Annotated in this window: 16 protein-coding genes; 7 read left to right on the top strand and 9 right to left on the bottom strand. The window is 63.5% G+C overall.

The annotated features are described in order from the left end of the window. Positions 1–20: 20 nt before the first annotated feature. The 8 genes from rseP to rpsB form a co-directional block, all read right to left on the bottom strand. Entirely contained in the window at positions 21–1,361 is a 1,341-nt protein-coding gene (gene rseP, locus H3H51_RS06235) for an RIP metalloprotease RseP (protein ID WP_183088186.1), read from the bottom strand. Positions 1,362–1,376: 15 nt separating this feature from the next. Then, entirely contained in the window at positions 1,377–2,567 is a 1,191-nt protein-coding gene (gene ispC / locus H3H51_RS06230) for a 1-deoxy-D-xylulose-5-phosphate reductoisomerase (RefSeq protein ID WP_183088185.1), read from the bottom strand. Then, a complete protein-coding gene (locus H3H51_RS06225; protein WP_183088184.1) occupies positions 2,564–3,379 on the bottom strand; it encodes a phosphatidate cytidylyltransferase in 816 nt (271 codons plus the stop codon). The genes ispC and H3H51_RS06225 overlap by 4 nt, the downstream gene beginning before the upstream one ends. Continuing rightward, entirely contained in the window at positions 3,379–4,134 is a 756-nt protein-coding gene (gene uppS / locus H3H51_RS06220; RefSeq protein ID WP_183088183.1) for a polyprenyl diphosphate synthase, read from the bottom strand. The genes H3H51_RS06225 and uppS overlap by 1 nt, the downstream gene beginning before the upstream one ends. 12 nt (positions 4,135–4,146) lie before the next feature. Beyond that, a complete protein-coding gene (gene frr, locus H3H51_RS06215) occupies positions 4,147–4,704 on the bottom strand; it encodes a ribosome recycling factor (protein ID WP_183088182.1) in 558 nt (185 codons plus the stop codon). Beyond that, a complete protein-coding gene (gene pyrH / locus H3H51_RS06210; protein ID WP_183088181.1) occupies positions 4,701–5,444 on the bottom strand; it encodes a UMP kinase in 744 nt (247 codons plus the stop codon). The genes frr and pyrH overlap by 4 nt, the downstream gene beginning before the upstream one ends. 176 nt (positions 5,445–5,620) lie before the next feature. Next, a complete protein-coding gene (gene tsf / locus H3H51_RS06205; protein ID WP_183088180.1) occupies positions 5,621–6,487 on the bottom strand; it encodes a translation elongation factor Ts in 867 nt (288 codons plus the stop codon). A gap of 122 nt (positions 6,488–6,609) precedes the next feature. Then, positions 6,610–7,350, bottom strand: coding sequence for a 30S ribosomal protein S2 (rpsB, locus tag H3H51_RS06200; protein ID WP_183088179.1), 741 nt, complete (start codon positions 7,348–7,350; stop codon positions 6,610–6,612). 285 nt (positions 7,351–7,635) lie between these two features. Between rpsB and map the strand changes: the two genes are divergently transcribed. The 7 genes from map to H3H51_RS06165 all read left to right on the top strand — a co-directional run bounded on the left by map (position 7,636) and on the right by H3H51_RS06165 (position 15,667). Next, positions 7,636–8,436 (top strand): type I methionyl aminopeptidase, encoded by an 801-nt coding sequence (map, locus tag H3H51_RS06195; RefSeq protein WP_183088178.1) that lies wholly within the window; start codon positions 7,636–7,638, stop codon positions 8,434–8,436. 23 nt (positions 8,437–8,459) lie between these two features. Beyond that, complete coding sequence (locus H3H51_RS06190; RefSeq protein ID WP_183088177.1) at positions 8,460–11,162, top strand: [protein-PII] uridylyltransferase; 2,703 nt, start codon at positions 8,460–8,462, stop codon at positions 11,160–11,162. Positions 11,163–11,210: 48 nt separating this feature from the next. Continuing rightward, on the top strand, positions 11,211–12,419 hold the full coding sequence (gene dapC, locus H3H51_RS06185) for a succinyldiaminopimelate transaminase (RefSeq protein WP_183088176.1): 1,209 nt from the start codon (positions 11,211–11,213) through the stop codon (positions 12,417–12,419). Positions 12,420–12,455: 36 nt separating this feature from the next. Then, positions 12,456–12,803 carry an ArsC family reductase gene (locus H3H51_RS06180; protein WP_183088175.1) on the top strand — a complete coding sequence of 116 codons (348 nt, stop codon included), beginning with the start codon at positions 12,456–12,458 and terminating at the stop codon, positions 12,801–12,803. A gap of 38 nt (positions 12,804–12,841) precedes the next feature. Continuing rightward, complete coding sequence (gene dapD / locus H3H51_RS06175; RefSeq protein ID WP_183088174.1) at positions 12,842–13,876, top strand: 2,3,4,5-tetrahydropyridine-2,6-dicarboxylate N-succinyltransferase; 1,035 nt, start codon at positions 12,842–12,844, stop codon at positions 13,874–13,876. An 83-nt stretch (positions 13,877–13,959) separates the two neighbouring features. Continuing rightward, positions 13,960–15,165, top strand: a complete 1,206-nt coding sequence (locus tag H3H51_RS06170) for an aminotransferase class V-fold PLP-dependent enzyme (RefSeq protein WP_183088173.1) — start codon at positions 13,960–13,962, stop codon at positions 15,163–15,165. A gap of 94 nt (positions 15,166–15,259) precedes the next feature. Next, on the top strand, positions 15,260–15,667 hold the full coding sequence (locus tag H3H51_RS06165; RefSeq protein WP_183088172.1) for a SufE family protein: 408 nt from the start codon (positions 15,260–15,262) through the stop codon (positions 15,665–15,667). Between the two features lie 9 nt (positions 15,668–15,676). On the opposite strand, the gene H3H51_RS06160 is transcribed toward H3H51_RS06165, so the two are convergent. After that, positions 15,677–16,138: a YehS family protein gene (locus H3H51_RS06160; RefSeq protein ID WP_183088171.1), complete on the bottom strand. Its 462-nt coding sequence runs from the start codon at positions 16,136–16,138 to the stop codon at positions 15,677–15,679. Positions 16,139–16,155: the final 17 nt, after the last annotated feature.

The following is a 16,155-nucleotide window of genomic DNA, read 5'->3' as shown; positions in this document are numbered from 1 at the left end:
TTTCGGAATTCAGCATTTCGTTACAGACGGCCTAGGTCGTTGACCAGCGCCAGTAACATGACCCCCAGCACCAGACTGATACCAATCTGGATACCCCACCCCTGCACTCGCTCTGACAGCGGGCGACCACGCACCCACTCGACCAGGTAGAACAGCAAATGCCCGCCATCCAGCACCGGGATGGGCAACAAATTGAGAACACCCAGGCTGATGCTCAGGTACGCGAGGAAGTTGAGAAAATCCCCCACGCCGGACTGGGCCGAAGCGCCCGCCACTTTAGCAATGGTTATCGGCCCGCTCAAGTTTTTTACCGAGAGCTCGCCCAAGAGCATTTTCTTCAGCGAATCAAGGGTCAAGGCGGTCATCTGCCAGGTGCGGCGCAGGCCTTCACCCACTGCATCCAGCGGACCGAAGCTCACTTCATGGAGCATTTCGGCCGGCCATTCGCCACCTTTGACGCCAACCCCCAGATAACCCGCCTTACCGCGGGCGGCGAGGGTCAATTGCAGATCCAGCACCTGACCATCACGCTGCAGGCGCAGCACTACTTGCTCGCCCGGACGTACACGTACGCGGTCGACCACTTGCTGCCATTCATCCAGCGCCTGGCCATCCAACGCCAGCAGGCGATCCCCCAGCTTCACGCCGACCGCATGCGCCGGGCCATCCGGGTCCACCTCGTTAACCACTGGTTCGACAGCCGGGCGCCACGGGGCGATCCCCAGGGAGCCGACTGGATCAGGCTCATCGACACCCTTCTGCCAGTCGCTCAGCGCCAATTGATGAGTGCTCTCCAGGGTCGACGCAGGCTCGCGAACACGCAGTTCAAGGCTGCCACTCTCACCCAGGCGCCGCACCAGCTGCAGGTTGACCGCTGCCCAGCCGCCGGTCAGCTCGCCATCGACAGCAATGATTTCCTGCCCTGCCTGCAAGCCAGCAGTAGCTGCCAGGCTGTCGGGAGCGACCTTGCCAATCACCGGACGCACCTGCTCGCTGCCGAGCATGGCGATAAACCAGAAGAACAGGATGGCCAGGAGGAAGTTGGCAATCGGCCCGGCCGAGACGATGGCGATGCGCTGCCCCACCGACTTGCGATTGAAGGACTGATCCAGAAGCGCCTCGGGCACCTCGCCCTCACGCTCGTCGAGCATTTTTACGTAGCCACCCAGCGGAATGGCAGCCAGAACGAACTCCGTGCCCTGCCGGTCACTCCAGCGCAGCAATGGGCTGCCGAAGCCGACAGAGAAGCGCAAAACCTTCACACCACAACGACGCGCCACCCAGAAGTGACCGAATTCATGGAACGTCACCAGCACGCCGAGAGCAATCAGGGTGCCGAAAAACATGTACATCGCGCTCATCGCCTTCCTCCGACCTCAACGCCCGTGGCGATTCAACCATTCACCAGCCAGGGCACGCGCCCGGGCATCGGCAGCCAGCACCGCGCCGAGGCTTTCGACCGCAGTCGAGGCCTCGGAATTCAATACTTCATCGATGATACGCGCGATCTCCGGGAAGCGGATGCGCCGCTCGAGAAAGGCCGCCACAGCCACTTCATTGGCCGCATTGAGCAGCGCCGGCGCACTGCCACCCGCTTCTGCCGCCTGTCGCGCCAGACGCAGGCAAGGAAAACGCTGTTCATCCGGGCGCTGAAAATCCAGACGCGCCACTGCAAACAGATCGAGTGGCGCCACCCCGGAATCGATGCGCTGCGGCCAGGCCAATGCATGGGCGATCGGCGTACGCATATCCGGATTCCCCAGCTGCGCCAGCACCGAGCCATCGACATAGTCGACCAGCGAATGGATCACGCTCTGCGGATGAATCACCACTTCGACCTGCGGGGGCTTGGCATCGAACAGCCAGCAGGCCTCGATGAGCTCCAGCCCCTTGTTCATCATGCTGGCCGAGTCCACCGAAATCTTGCGCCCCATCGACCAATTGGGATGGGCGCAGGCTTGCTCGGGACTGACCTGCTCCAGCTCGGCCAGCGGCGTTTCGCGGAACGGGCCACCCGAGGCGGTCAGCAGAATGCGGCGCACACCTACCGCACCCAGGCCACGCGCATAGTCGCCGGGCAGGCACTGGAAGATCGCGTTGTGCTCACTGTCGATCGGCAACAGCACGGCGCCACTGCGGCGCACCGCCTGGATGAACAGGTCACCCGACATCACCAGCGCTTCTTTGTTGGCCAGCAGCACCTTCTTGCCCGCCTCGACCGCTGCCAAGGTCGGCTGCAAGCCGGCGGCGCCGACAATGGCGGCCATCACCGCATCCACATCGGGATGAGCGGAAACCTCGCACAGCGCCTCGGCGCCAGCCAGTACCTGGGTCGACAGGCCGGCAGCCCGCAAAGCGCCCTGCAACTGGGCTGCAGAATGTTCGTCGGCCGTCACCGCAAACTGCGGGCAGTGTTTGAGACAGAGCTGTTCCAGCTCGCGCAAGCGCGAGAAACCAGTCAGCGCAAAAACCTGATAACGCTCCGGATGCCGAGCGATCACGCCCAGGGTGCTGAGACCGATGGAGCCGGTTGCCCCGAGAACCGTGATCTGTTGCAGCTGACTCACAGAGCGCCCCAGCCGGCCAGCCAGAGCAGTACGGCGAACACCGGCACCGCAGCAGTCAGGCTGTCGATACGATCCAGCACGCCGCCGTGCCCAGGCAGCAGATTGCTGCTGTCCTTGATCCCCGACTGGCGCTTGAACATGCTTTCGGTCAGATCACCGACTACCGACACCAGCACCACCAGCGCCGCGCCACCCAGCGCCAGAGCGAAGTTCTTGCCTTGCCAGCCTTGCTGAAGACCGACCGCAGCAGTGATCAGCAGGCTGGCCAGCAAACCACCATACAGCCCTTCCCAGCTCTTACCGGGGCTGACGCTCGGCGCCAGCTTGCGTTTGCCGAAGGCCTTGCCAGAGAAATAGGCACCAATATCGGCGCCCCACACCAGCACCATTACCGCAATGATCAAGCCATTGGCCTGCGGCCACTGCTTGAGCAGCACCAGGCCCTGCCAGGCCGGTAGCAGGATCAGCAGACCGATCAGCAACTTGCCCGGTAAACCACCCCAGTAGCGACTGCTACCCGGATAACCGAGCACCAGCAGGGTCGCCAGCAACCACCAGAGCACAGCCAACCCCAGCAGCCAAGGGGCCAGCGCCGGAGTCAGGTAAAGCCCATAGAGCACTACCGCCACCACGGCGGCGTAGCCGACGCGCTGCACCTGACTAGTGAAGCCCGCCATGCGAGCCCACTCCCAGGCACCCAGAGTCACCACCGCAGCGATGAATAGGGCGAAAAGCGCGCCGTTCAGCAGAAAAAAACCTGCCAGAGCGATTGGCAGCAGAATCAGCGCCGTGATGATCCGTTGTTTCAGCATCAGTTACGCGCCTCGGCTTCTACCTGCTCGCTGGTCTTGCCGAAGCGCCGCTGGCGGGTAGAAAAGTCGGCCAGCGCCTTGCGCATGGCCTCGTGTTTGAAGTCCGGCCAGAACAGGTCGGAGAAATACAGCTCGGAATAGGCCAGCTGCCACAACAGGAAGTTGCTGATGCGGTGTTCGCCACCGGTACGAATACACAGATCCGGCAGCGGCAGGTCCCCCGTGGCCAGACAGCCCTGCAGCAGCTCGGGCGTCAGGTCTTCCGGTTGCAGATGCCCGGCCTGCACATCACGCGCCAGGCGCTGCGCGGCCTGGGCAATATCCCACTGACCACCGTAGTTGGCGGCGATCTGCAGGACGAAGCGGCTGTCACCGGCGGTCTGCTGCTCGGCCTCGCGCATGGCGGCCTGCAGTTCCGGGTGAAAGCGCGAACGATCGCCGATGATGCGCAGGCTGATGGCATTGCTCTTCAGCTTGCGCGCCTCACGGCGCAGGGCACTGAGGAACAGCTCCATCAACGCACCCACTTCCTCGGCCGGGCGCTGCCAGTTCTCACTGGAAAAGGCGAACAGGGTCAGCACTTCAACCCCCGCCTCGGCGCACACCTCAATCACCGCGCGCACCGCATCGACGCCCGCCTTATGCCCGGCGACGCCAGGCAGCAGACGCTTCTTCGCCCAGCGATTATTACCATCCATGATGATGGCCACATGACGTGGCACTATCGCCGCTGCTTCCTGCTTGCTCTTGACCATGGGAAAGGACCGTCAGACCGCCATCAGATCGGTTTCTTTGGCTTCCAGCGCCTTTTCCACTTCAGCAACGAACTTGTCGGTCATCTTCTGCACGTCATCGGCGGCACGACGCTCGTCGTCTTCGCTGATTTCCTTTTCCTTGACCAGGTCTTTGAGCTGAGCCATGGCATCACGGCGGATGTTGCGCACCGCGACACGGGCGTTTTCTGCCTCGCCACGCGCCTGCTTGGTGAAGCCCCTGCGGGTTTCCTCAGTCAGGGCCGGCATCGAGATCAGCAACAGCTCGCCCAGGTTGGTTGGGTTGAAGCCCAGGCCGGAACTCTGGATCGCCTTGTCGACGGCCGCCAGCATGTTGCGCTCAAAGGCCACCACTTGCAGAGTGCGGGCGTCCTTGACGGTGACGTTGGCCACCTGGTTCAGCGGGGTATCGGCGCCATAGTAAGGCACCATCACGCCAGCCAGAATGCTCGGGTGCGCCTGGCCGGTACGAATCCGGCTGAACGCCTGACCCAGCGAGTCCAGGCTCTTCTGCATGCGTTCCTGGGCGTCTTTCTTGATCTCGTTGATCATTGTGCATTCTCCTCGATCAGCGTGCCTTCAGCGCCACCCACCACGATATTCAGCAGGGCGCCGGGCTTGTTCATGTTGAAAACCCGCAACGGCATCTGGTGATCGCGACACAGGCAGATCGCCGTCAGGTCCATCACCCCAAGCTTGCGATCAAGCACCTCGTCATAGGTCAGGCGCTCGAACTTCTCGGCATTGGGATCTTTGAAAGGATCGGCAGTGTACACGCCATCGACCTTGGTGGCCTTGAGTACGATATCGGCGTCGATCTCGATGGCGCGCAGGCAGGCGGCAGAGTCGGTGGTGAAGAACGGATTGCCAGTGCCCGCAGCGAAAATCACCACTTCACCGGTCTTCAGGTGGCGCATGGCCTTGCGTCGATCGTAGTGATCGGTCACACCGACCATGGAAATCGCCGACATGACGATGGCCGGGATGTTCGAGCGCTCCAGGGCGTCGCGCATGGCCAGGGCGTTCATCACGGTGGCCAGCATACCCATGTGGTCACCGGTAACCCGGTCCATCCCGGCGGCGGACAATGCCGCGCCACGGAACAGGTTGCCACCGCCGATAACCAGACCGACCTGTACGCCGATACCGACCAGCTGGCCGACTTCCAGCGCCATGCGATCCAGCACCTTGGGATCGATACCGAAGTCTTCCGAGCCCATCAGGGCTTCGCCGCTAAGTTTGAGCAGAATGCGTTTATAGCGAGGTTGGCGACCACTCACCTGCTGAGCCATGCGTATCTCTCCTGCGGCGTTGTTTTCTAGTCGAAGCCTAGGGCTTCGTATTTTACCCGGCAGTCAGACCACTGCCCGGTGAATTGGTGCAGCGCTGGCAATAATGCCTCGCGCTTTGCAAAAGAGGCTGCACGCATAAGCGGGCAGCCTCTTCGGTACGACAGTGTAGAACCGTCTTACTGCTTGCTGGCGGCAGCCACTTGAGCAGCAACTTCGTCAGCGAAGTTGTCGACCGGCTTCTCGATGCCTTCACCGACCGCGAAGCGGGTGAAGGAAACGATTTCAGCACCGGCTTTCTTGGCCAGAGCACCAACGGTGATTTCCGGATCCTTGACGAAAGCCTGCTCAACCAGGCTGGCTTCAGCCAGGAACTTGCTGATACGGCCAGCAATCATCTTCTCGACGATTTCAGCCGGCTTGCCCTTCATCTTGTCTTCGTTGAGGGACAGGAACACGTTTTTCTCGCGCTCGATGGCCTCTGGGGAGACTTGGGTCGGCAGCAGGAACTCAGGGTTGCTGGCCGCTACGTGCATGGCGATGTCTTTGGCCAGCTCGACGGTGCCGCCTTTCAGGGACACGACTACGCCAATCTTGTTGCCGTGCAGGTAGGAACCCAGTACGTCGCCTTCAATACGCGCCAGACGGCGGATGTTGACGTTTTCACCGGTCTTGCCAACCAGAACCAGGCGATCAGCTTCACGGGCTTCGATCAGCGGCTCAACAGTGGTCAGTTTGTCAGCGAAGGCTTGGTCGACGCTGGCAGCCACGAAGGCTTTGAAGTCGTCTTGCAGAGCCAGGAAGTCGGTCTGCGAGTTAACTTCCAGCAGAACGGCGGACTTGCCGTCGTCCTTGATGGCGATGGCGCCTTCGGCGGCAATGTTGCCAGCCTTTTTGGCGGCCTTGATGGCGCCCGAAGCACGCATGTCGTCAATGGCTTTTTCGATGTCGCCGCCGGCCTTGGTCAAGGCCTTTTTGCAATCCATCATGCCTTCGCCAGTACGCTCACGCAGTTCTTTAACCAGGGCTGCAGTAATTTCTGCCATGTTCTTTATCCTCTTGAATCGGTAGTCAACCAATCAACCCGGATACCGGGTACAAATTCGTAAGTGGCAAAAAGGGGGCCTAGCCCCCTTCTTGCGCAACGGGTGACGTTAGTCGCCCGCTATCAGCCTTCGCTGGCCTCGGAGGCAGCTTCTTCGACGAACTCGTCGGTGCCGCCAGCGGCATTGCCGCGACCACGGATAACCGCGTCGGCCATGGCACCCATGTACAGCTGGATGGCGCGGATGGCGTCGTCGTTACCTGGGATGATGTAGTCAACGCCTTCCGGGCTGCTGTTGGTATCGACGATGCCGATAACCGGGATACCCAGTTTGTTGGCTTCGGTGATAGCAATGCGCTCGTGGTCAACGTCGATTACGAACAGAGCGTCCGGCAGACCGCCCATGTCCTTGATACCACCCAGGCTGCGATCCAGTTTTTCCAGATCACGGGTGCGCATCAGCGCTTCTTTCTTGGTCAGCTTGGTGAAGGTACCGTCCTGGGATTGGATTTCCAGGTCGCGCAGACGCTTGATCGAGGCGCGAATGGTTTTGTAGTTGGTCAGCATGCCGCCCAACCAGCGATGATCGACGTACGGCGAACCGCAACGTGCTGCTTCTTCAGCAACGATCTTGCCAGCGGAACGCTTGGTGCCGACGAACAAAATCTTGTTTTTGCCCGAAGCCAGCTTCTCAACGAACGACAGAGCGTCGTTGAACATCGGCAGGGTTTTTTCAAGGTTGATGATGTGGATCTTGTTGCGCGCGCCGAAAATGAACTTGCCCATTTTCGGGTTCCAGTAACGGGTCTGGTGGCCGAAGTGCACACCGGCCTTCAGCATATCGCGCATATTGACTTGGGACATGATAGTTCCTTGATAAGTCGGGTTAGGCCTCCACGTATCCCGCTATCCAACCCTTGCGGGCACCCAGGATAACGTGTCGATACGTGTGCGGGTTTAGTGCTTCACGGACACACAGCCCGTAAAGCGGCGCATTTTATATCACACAATCGCCCACCGAGCTAGCGTGAGTGACACCTGCAAAACCCGCGCACCTGCCCCGGCGCCCTGCCGCCACGGGTCGGCTTTCTGCTAGAATCGCCCTCTTCCCTGATTTTGCCTTGCGCCACTGGCGCCGAGAGAGACCGCATGACCGTGACCATCAAGACTCCCGCCGAAATCGAAAAGATGCGCGTGGCCGGCCGTCTGGCCGCCGAAGTGCTGGAGATGATCGGTGAACACGTCAAGCCCGGTGTCACTACCGAAGAGCTCGACCGCATCTGCCACGACTATATCGTCAACGTGCAGAAGGCCATCCCGGCGCCACTCAACTATGGCGCCGCGCCAGGCCGCCCGGGTTTCCCCAAATCGGTGTGCACCTCGATCAACCATGTTGTCTGCCACGGCATCCCCAACGAGAAGCCGCTGAAAGACGGCGACGTGTTGAACATCGACGTCACCGTGATCAAGGACGGCTACCACGGCGACACCAGCAAGATGTTCATGGTCGGCAAGGTCGCCGAATGGGCAGTCAAGCTGGCCCAGGTCACCCAGGAGTGCATGTATAAAGGCATCCAGCTGGTCAAGCCGGGCGCGCGCCTGGGCGATATCGGCGAAGTGATCCAGAAACATGCCGAGAAACAGGGTTTCAGCGTGGTTCGCGAATACTGCGGCCATGGCATCGGCGCGGTGTTCCACGAAGAACCGCAGGTCCTGCACTACGGCCGTGCCGGCACTGGCTTCGAGCTCAAGGAAGGCATGACCTTCACCATCGAGCCGATGATCAACCAGGGGCGCCCGGAAACCCGCCTGCTCGGCGACGGCTGGACCGCCATCACCAAGGACCGCAAGCTCTCCGCCCAGTGGGAGCACACCGTGCTGGTGACCGCCGACGGTTACGAGATCCTCACCCTGCGCAGCGACGACACCCTGCCGCGCACCTCCGCCTGAGCATTTATATAAGGTAGGCACGCATGCCGCAGATGGACCCGGAGTTGTTTGATCGCGGCCAGTTCCAGGCGGAACTGGCGCTCAAGTCCAGCCCCATCGCCGCCTTCAAGAAAGCCCTGAAACAGGCCCGCGAGGTGCTCGACGGGCGTTTCCGCGAAGGACGCGACATTCGCCGCCTGATCGAAGACCGCGCCTGGTTCGTCGACCAGGTCCTGCACGAAGCCTGGAAGCGCTTCGACTGGAGCGAAGACGCCGATATCGCCCTGCTGGCCGTCGGCGGTTATGGCCGTGGCGAGCTGCACCCCAACTCCGACATCGACCTGCTGATCCTGCTCGACAGCGCCGACCACGAAGTCTTTCGCACACCCATCGAGGGCTTCCTCACCCTGCTCTGGGACATCGGCCTGGAAGTTGGCCAGAGCGTACGCTCGGTGGACGAATGCGCCGAAGAGGCCCGCGCCGACCTGACGGTGATCACCAACCTGATGGAGAGCCGCACCATCGCCGGCCCCGAGCGCCTGCGCCAGCGCATGCAGGACGTCACCGCCAGCGAACGCATGTGGCCGAGCAAGGACTTCTTCCTGGCCAAGCGCAAGGAGGCCAAGGCCCGCCACGCCAAGTACAACGACACCGAGTACAACCTCGAACCCAACGTCAAAGGCTCGCCCGGCGGCCTGCGCGACATCCAGACCGTGCTCTGGGTAGCGCGCCGCCAGTTCGGCAGCCTCAACCTGCATTCGCTGGTCAAGGAAGGCTTCCTGGTCGACAGCGAGTACAACATGCTCGCTTCCAGCCAGGACTTCCTGTGGAAGGTGCGCTACGCCCTGCACATGCTCGCCGGCCGCGCCGAAGACCGCCTGCTGTTCGACTACCAGCGCAAGATCGCCGCCATGCTCGGCTTCGAGGACGGCGAAGGCAAGATGGCCGTCGAACGCTTCATGCAGAAGTACTACCGCGTGGTCATGGGCGTCGCCGAGCTGTCCGACCTGATCAACCAGCACTTCGTCGAAGTCATCCTGCGCGCCGGCGAAACCGGCCCGGCACAACCGCTGAACAGCCGCTTCCAGATCCGTGACGGCTACCTCGAAGTGACCAGCCCCGGGGTGTTCAAGCGCACCCCGTTCGCCATCCTCGAAGTCTTCGTATTGATGGCCCAGCACCCGGAAGTGCAAGGCGTGCGCGCCGACACCATCCGCCTGCTGCGCGACAGCCGTCACCTGATCGACGACGACTTCCGCCGCGACATCCGCAACACCAGCCTGTTCATCGAACTGTTCAAGTCGCCCCAGGGCATCCACCGCAACCTGCGGCGAATGAACCGCTACGGCATCCTCGGCCGCTACCTGCCGGAGTTCGGTGACATCGTCGGGCAGATGCAGCACGACCTGTTCCACATCTATACGGTCGATGCGCACACGCTGAACCTGATCAAACACCTGCGCAAACTCAAGTGGCCGGAGCTGGCAGAGAAATTCCCGCTGGCCAGCAAGGTCATCGACAAGCTGCCCAAGCCCGAACTGATCTACCTCGCCGGGCTCTACCACGACATCGGCAAGGGCCGCGGCGGTGACCATTCCGCCCTCGGCGCGGTGGATGCCGAAGCCTTCTGCGTGCGCCACCAGCTGCCCAACTGGGACTCGCGCCTGATCGTCTGGCTGGTGCAGCAGCACCTGGTGATGTCGACCACCGCCCAGCGCAAGGACCTCTCCGACCCGCAGGTGATCTTCGACTTCGCCCAACTGGTCGGCGACCAGACCCGCCTCGACTACCTCTATGTGCTGACCGTGGCCGACATCAACGCCACCAACCCCAGCCTGTGGAACTCCTGGCGCGCCAGCCTGCTGCGCCAGCTCTACACCGAGACCAAGCGCGCCCTGCGCCGCGGCCTGGAGAACCCGCTGGACCGCGAGGAGCAGATTCGCCAGACGCAGACGTCGGCCATCGACATCCTCGTGCGCGGCGGCATCGACCAGGACGACGCCGAGCAACTGTGGAGCCAGCTCGGCGACGACTACTTCCTGCGCCACACCGCCGCCGACGTGGCCTGGCACACCGAGGCCATCCTCCAGCACCCGGCCGGCAACGACCCGCTGGTGCTGATCAAGGAAACCGCCCAGCGCGAGTTCGAGGGTGCGACCCAGATCTTCATCTACGCCCCGGACCAACACGACTTCTTCGCCGTGACCGTGGCCGCCATGGACCAGCTCAACCTGAACATCCATGACGCCCGGGTGATCACCTCCACCAGCCAGTTCACCCTCGACACCTACATCGTCCTGGATGCCGACGGCGGGCGCATCGGCGACAACCCAGCGCGCATCAAGCAGATCCGCGATGGCCTGATCAGCGCCCTGAAGAACCCGGACGACTACCCGAACATCATCCAGCGCCGCGTGCCGCGCCAGCTCAAGCACTTCGCCTTCGCCCCGCAGGTGAGCATCCACAACGATGCCCAGCGCCCGGTGACGGTGATCGAGCTGACCGCCCCGGACCGCCCGGGCCTGCTGGCGCGGATCGGCAAGATCTTCCTGGATTTCGACCTGTCGCTGCAGAACGCCAAGATCGCCACGCTCGGCGAGCGGGTGGAAGACGTGTTCTTCATCACCGACGCCAATAACCAGCCGCTGTCCGACCCCGAGCTGTGTGCCCGCCTGCAGGAGGCCATCGGCCAGCAGCTGTCGCAAGCCAACGGCGAGACCGTCAGCCTCAGCTCAATCAGTATTTGAACCCGGCCGGGCCTCGCGCCGCCCGGCTCGCATGCGCAAAGAGACGTTATGAACCACGCCCTGACCCAGCTGCAGCCCTACCCCTTCGAGAAACTGCGCGGCCTGCTCGCCGGCGCCACCCCGGATGCGGCCAAACGCCCGATCGCCCTGTCGATCGGCGAACCCAAGCACCGCTCCCCGGCGTTCGTCGGCGAGGCGCTGACGGCCAATCTCGATCAGTTGGCGGTGTACCCGACCACCCTCGGCGTGCCCGCCCTGCGCGAAGCCATCGCCCAGTGGTGCGAGCGCCGCTTCAATGTCCCGGCCGGTTGGCTGGATGCCGCGCGCCACGTGCTGCCGGTCAATGGTACCCGCGAGGCACTGTTCGCCTTCACCCAGACCGTGGTGCAACGTGCCGACTCATCACAAGAGCGCGGCCTGGTGGTCAGCCCCAACCCGTTCTACCAGATCTACGAAGGCGCGGCCCTGCTCGCCGGCGCCACGCCGCACTACCTGCCATGCCTGGAAGACAACGGCTTCAACCCGGACTTCGTCGCCGTCTCGGCTGACGTCTGGAAGCGCTGCCAGATCCTCTTCCTGTGCTCTCCGGGCAACCCCACCGGTGCCCTGATCCCGGTCGAAGAACTGAAGAAGCTGATCGCCCTGGCCGACCAGTACGACTTCGTGATCGCCGCCGACGAGTGCTACAGCGAGCTGTACTTCGACGAGCAAAACCCGCCCGCCGGCCTGCTGACCGCCTGTGCCGAACTGGGCCGCAGCGACTTCAAACGCTGCGTGGTGTTCCACAGCCTGTCCAAGCGTTCCAACCTGCCGGGCCTGCGCTCGGGCTTCGTTGCCGGTGACGCCGATATTCTGAAATCATTCCTGCTGTACCGTACCTACCACGGCTGCGCCATGCCGATCCAAACCCAGCTGGCCAGCGTTGCCGCCTGGAATGACGAAGTGCATGTACGCGCCAACCGTGACCTGTACCGCGAGAAGTTCGACGCGGTGCTGGCCATCCTCGGCGACGTGCTCGACGTGCAACGCCCGGACGGCGGCTTCTACCTGTGGGCCAAGACACCCATGGACGACGCCACCTTCACCCGTGAACTGTTCGCCCGCGAACACGTCACCGTGGTGCCCGGTTCCTACCTGTCGCGCGAAGTGGAGGGCGTCAGCCCAGGCGCCGGCCGCGTGCGCATGGCCCTGGTTGCGCCCTTGGCCGAATGCATCGAAGCGGCCGAGCGTATCCGCGCCTTCGTCAAAGGCCTGTGAGTTGCAAAGGACTGTAAGTTTTCAAGGATCACGACCATGAGTATCACCCTGTACGGCATCAAAGCCTGCGACACCATGAAGAAAGCCCGCACCTGGCTCGACGAGCACGGCGTGAGCTACAGCTTCCATGACTACAAAGTCTCCGCCATCGACCGCGCCAACCTGCAGAAATGGTGCGACGAGCACGGCTGGGAGATCGTCCTCAACCGTGCGGGGACGACCTTCCGCAAACTCGACGACGCACAGAAAGCCGATCTCGACCAGGCCAAGGCCATCGAGCTGATGCTCGCGCAGCCGTCGATGATCAAGCGTCCGGTACTCGACCTGGGCAACCGCACCCTGGTCGGTTTCAAGCCTGAACTCTATTCCGCCGCGCTGGCCTGACGCCGCGCGCCCACCCCGTTCGCAACAAGGAAATCATCATGTCCACGACCCTCTTCAGCATCGCCTTCGGTGTCGGCACCCAGAATCGCCAGGGTAACTGGCTGGAAGTGTTCTACGCCCAGCCCCTGCTCAACCCGGCCGCCGAGCTGGTCGCCGCCGTTAGCGACAAATTGGGCTACAACGGTGGCAACCAGGCCATCACCATCACCACCAACCAGGCCAGCGAGCTGGCTGCCGCGCTCAAGGGCGTGGATAGTGCCCAGGCAGCCCTGCTCACCCGTCTGGCTGAGAGCACCAAGCCGCTGGTGGTCACCCTGCTGGCCGACGATGCCGCGCTGACCTCCACCCCCGAGGCCTACCTCAAGCTGCACCTGCTGTCGCACCGCCTGGCCAAGCCCCACGGCCTGAACCTGACCGGTATCTTCCCGCTGCTGCCGAACGTGGCCTGGACCAGCCAGGGCGCCGTCGACCTCGGCGAGCTGGCCGAGCGCCAACTGGAAGCCCGCCTGAAGGGCGAGCTGCTGGAAGTGTTCTCGGTGGACAAGTTCCCGAAAATGACCGACTACGTGGTGCCGGCCGGTGTGCGCATCGCCGACAGCGCCCGCGTGCGCCTGGGTGCCTACATCGGTGAAGGCACCACCGTGATGCACGAAGGCTTCGTCAACTTCAACGGCGGCACCGCCGGCCCGGGCATGATCGAAGGCCGCGTTTCCGCCGGCGTATTCGTTGGCAAGGGTTCCGACCTGGGCGGCGGCTGCTCGACCATGGGCACCCTGTCCGGTGGCGGCAACATCGTCATCAGCGTCGGCGAAGGCTGCCTGATCGGCGCCAATGCCGGTATCGGCATCCCGCTGGGCGACCGCAACACCGTCGAGTCCGGCCTGTACATCACCGCCGGCACCAAGGTGGCGCTGCTGGACGACCAGAACAACCTGGTCAAGGTGGTCAAGGCCCGCGACCTGGCTGGCCAGCCGGACCTGCTGTTCCGCCGCAACTCGCAGAGCGGTGCAGTGGAGTGCAAGACCAACAAGACCGCGATCGAGCTGAACGAAGCGCTGCACGCGCACAACTAAGCGCTACGCGGTTGCCACAGGCCGGGCTTATGCCCGGCCTGTCTATTTATACTCAGCACACATCTCCTGCGGTGCCGTAGCCCATGTCCCTGATCTCTCCCTGGCGCGCCGACTTTCCCGGCATCCAGGCCTTCGACGCCGAAGGCCAGACCTACCTGGACAGCGCCGCCACTGCGCAGAAGCCGCAGGCCATGCTCGACAGCCTGCTGGGCTACTACGCCAGCGGTGCAGCCAACGTGCACCGTGCCCAGCACCTGCCGGGCGAGCGCGCCACCCGCGCCTTCGAGGACAGTCGTACCCAGGCCGCGCGCTGGCTGAATGCGGCCGGCAGCGAGGAGATTCTCTTCACCCGCGGCAGCACCGAGTCCCTTAACCTGCTGGCCTACGGTCTGGAGCACCTGCTGCAGCCCGGGGACGAGATCGTCATCAGCGCCCTGGAGCACCACGCCAACCTGCTGCCCTGGCAGCAACTGGCGCTGCGGGGCGGGTTGAAGCTGGTGGTACTGCCGCTGGATGCCAGCGGACAGATCGACCTGCAACAGGCCGCCGTACTGATCGGCCCGCGCACCCGCGTGCTGGCGGTGGCGCAATTGTCCAACGTGCTCGGCCGCTGGCAGCCGGTGCGCGAGCTGATCGCCCTGGCCCAGGGCCACGGCGCCCTGAGCGTGATCGACGGTGCCCAGGGCGTGGTGCACGGGCGCCATGATGTGCAGGCCCTGGGCTGTGATTTCTATGTCTGCTCCAGCCACAAGCTGTATGGCCCGGATGGCGTCGGCCTGCTCTACGGGCGCCGCGCGGCGTTGGCGCAGCTGCGGCACTGGCAGTTCGGCGGCGAAATGATGCTCGACGCCGACTACCAGCAGGCGCGCTTTCGTCCCGCTCCGCTGGGCTTCGAGGCCGGCACACCGGCCATCTCCAGCGTGATCGCCCTCGGCGCGACGCTGGATTACCTGCTGCACCTGGACGCAGCGGCCGTCGCCGGCCACGAGGCCGCCCTGCATGCCAAGCTGCTGGCCGGCCTGGCCGTGCGCGACGGCGTCCGCCGGCTCGGCGAGCCACAGGTAGCCCTGGCCAGCTTCACCGTGGCCGAGGTGCACAGCGCCGACCTGGCCCACTTGCTCAGTGAACAGGGCATCGCCGTGCGCGCCGGACACCACTGCGCCATGCCGCTGCTGAAAAGCCTGGGGCTGCCTGGGGCGATCCGCGTGTCGCTGGGGTTGTACAACGATGGCGCCGACCTGGAACGCTTCTTCAGCGCCCTGGATAAAGCGCTGGAGCTGCTGCGATGAGCCCGAGCACCTGTAGGAGCGAGCTCTGCTCGCGAACGCCAGACCCGCTAAATGCTTCGCGAGCAGAGCTCGCTCCTACACAGGCGATGCCGGCATGACACTCCCACTCCCGGCCCGGGAAGCTCTGGATGCCTTTGCCGCCTGCCCGGGCTGGGAACAGCGCGCACGCCTGCTGATGCAGTGGGGCGAACGCCTGCAGCCGTTGAGCGACGAAGAAAAGCAGGACGCCAACCGCGTAGCGGGCTGTGAGAGCCAGGTGTGGCTGGTGGGCACGTGTAGCGAGGGACGCTGGCGGTTCCGCGCGACCAGCGATGCGCGGCTGATTCGCGGCCTGCTGGCGGTGTTGCTGGCGCGCATCGACGGGTTGTCGGCTGCCGAACTGGCCGCCCTCGACCTGCCCGACTGGTTCAACCAGCTGGGCCTGGGTCGCCAGCTGTCACCCTCGCGCAGCAACGGCTTGAACGCCGTGCTGCAGCGCATGCGCGAGCTGGCGCAGGGCTGAGCCGAAGACTCAGCCGCGCTGGCGCTGAGTCAGGCCGCGCAGGAAGTTGCGCAGGACCTGATCGCCGCACAGGCGGAAGTTCTTGTGCCCCGGCTTGCGGAACAGCGCGCTCAGCTCGGCCTTGGTCATCGGCAGGTCGGCGGCCTGGAGAATCTCGTGCATGTCGTCGTCCTTCAGCTCGAAGGCCACGCGCAGCTTTTTCAGGATGGTGTTGTTGGTCAGGCGTTTCTCTACCGGCAGCGCCGGACGACTTTCATCCTTGCCGCGCTTGAAAAACACCAGGCCATCGAGGAAATGCGCCAGCACCTCGTCGCTGCACGGGGTGTAACCCTCTTCCTCGTCCTTCTTCAGGAAGGCCGCGACATCGGCTTCGGCAAGCGGGTAGTCGGCCAGTTGGCAGATCTCGACCAGCTTGGCGTCGCTGATATCCAGCAGGTAGCGCAGGCTGCGCAGCACATCGTTGTTGATCATCGGGGTATCTCTTGGGG

The sequence above is a fragment of the Aquipseudomonas ullengensis genome (assembly GCF_014174475.1).
Classification (GTDB): domain Bacteria; phylum Pseudomonadota; class Gammaproteobacteria; order Pseudomonadales; family Pseudomonadaceae; genus Aquipseudomonas; species Aquipseudomonas ullengensis.
The sequence above is the reverse complement of the archived record's forward strand: the minus strand, read 5'-3'. Positions and strand labels throughout refer to the sequence as shown.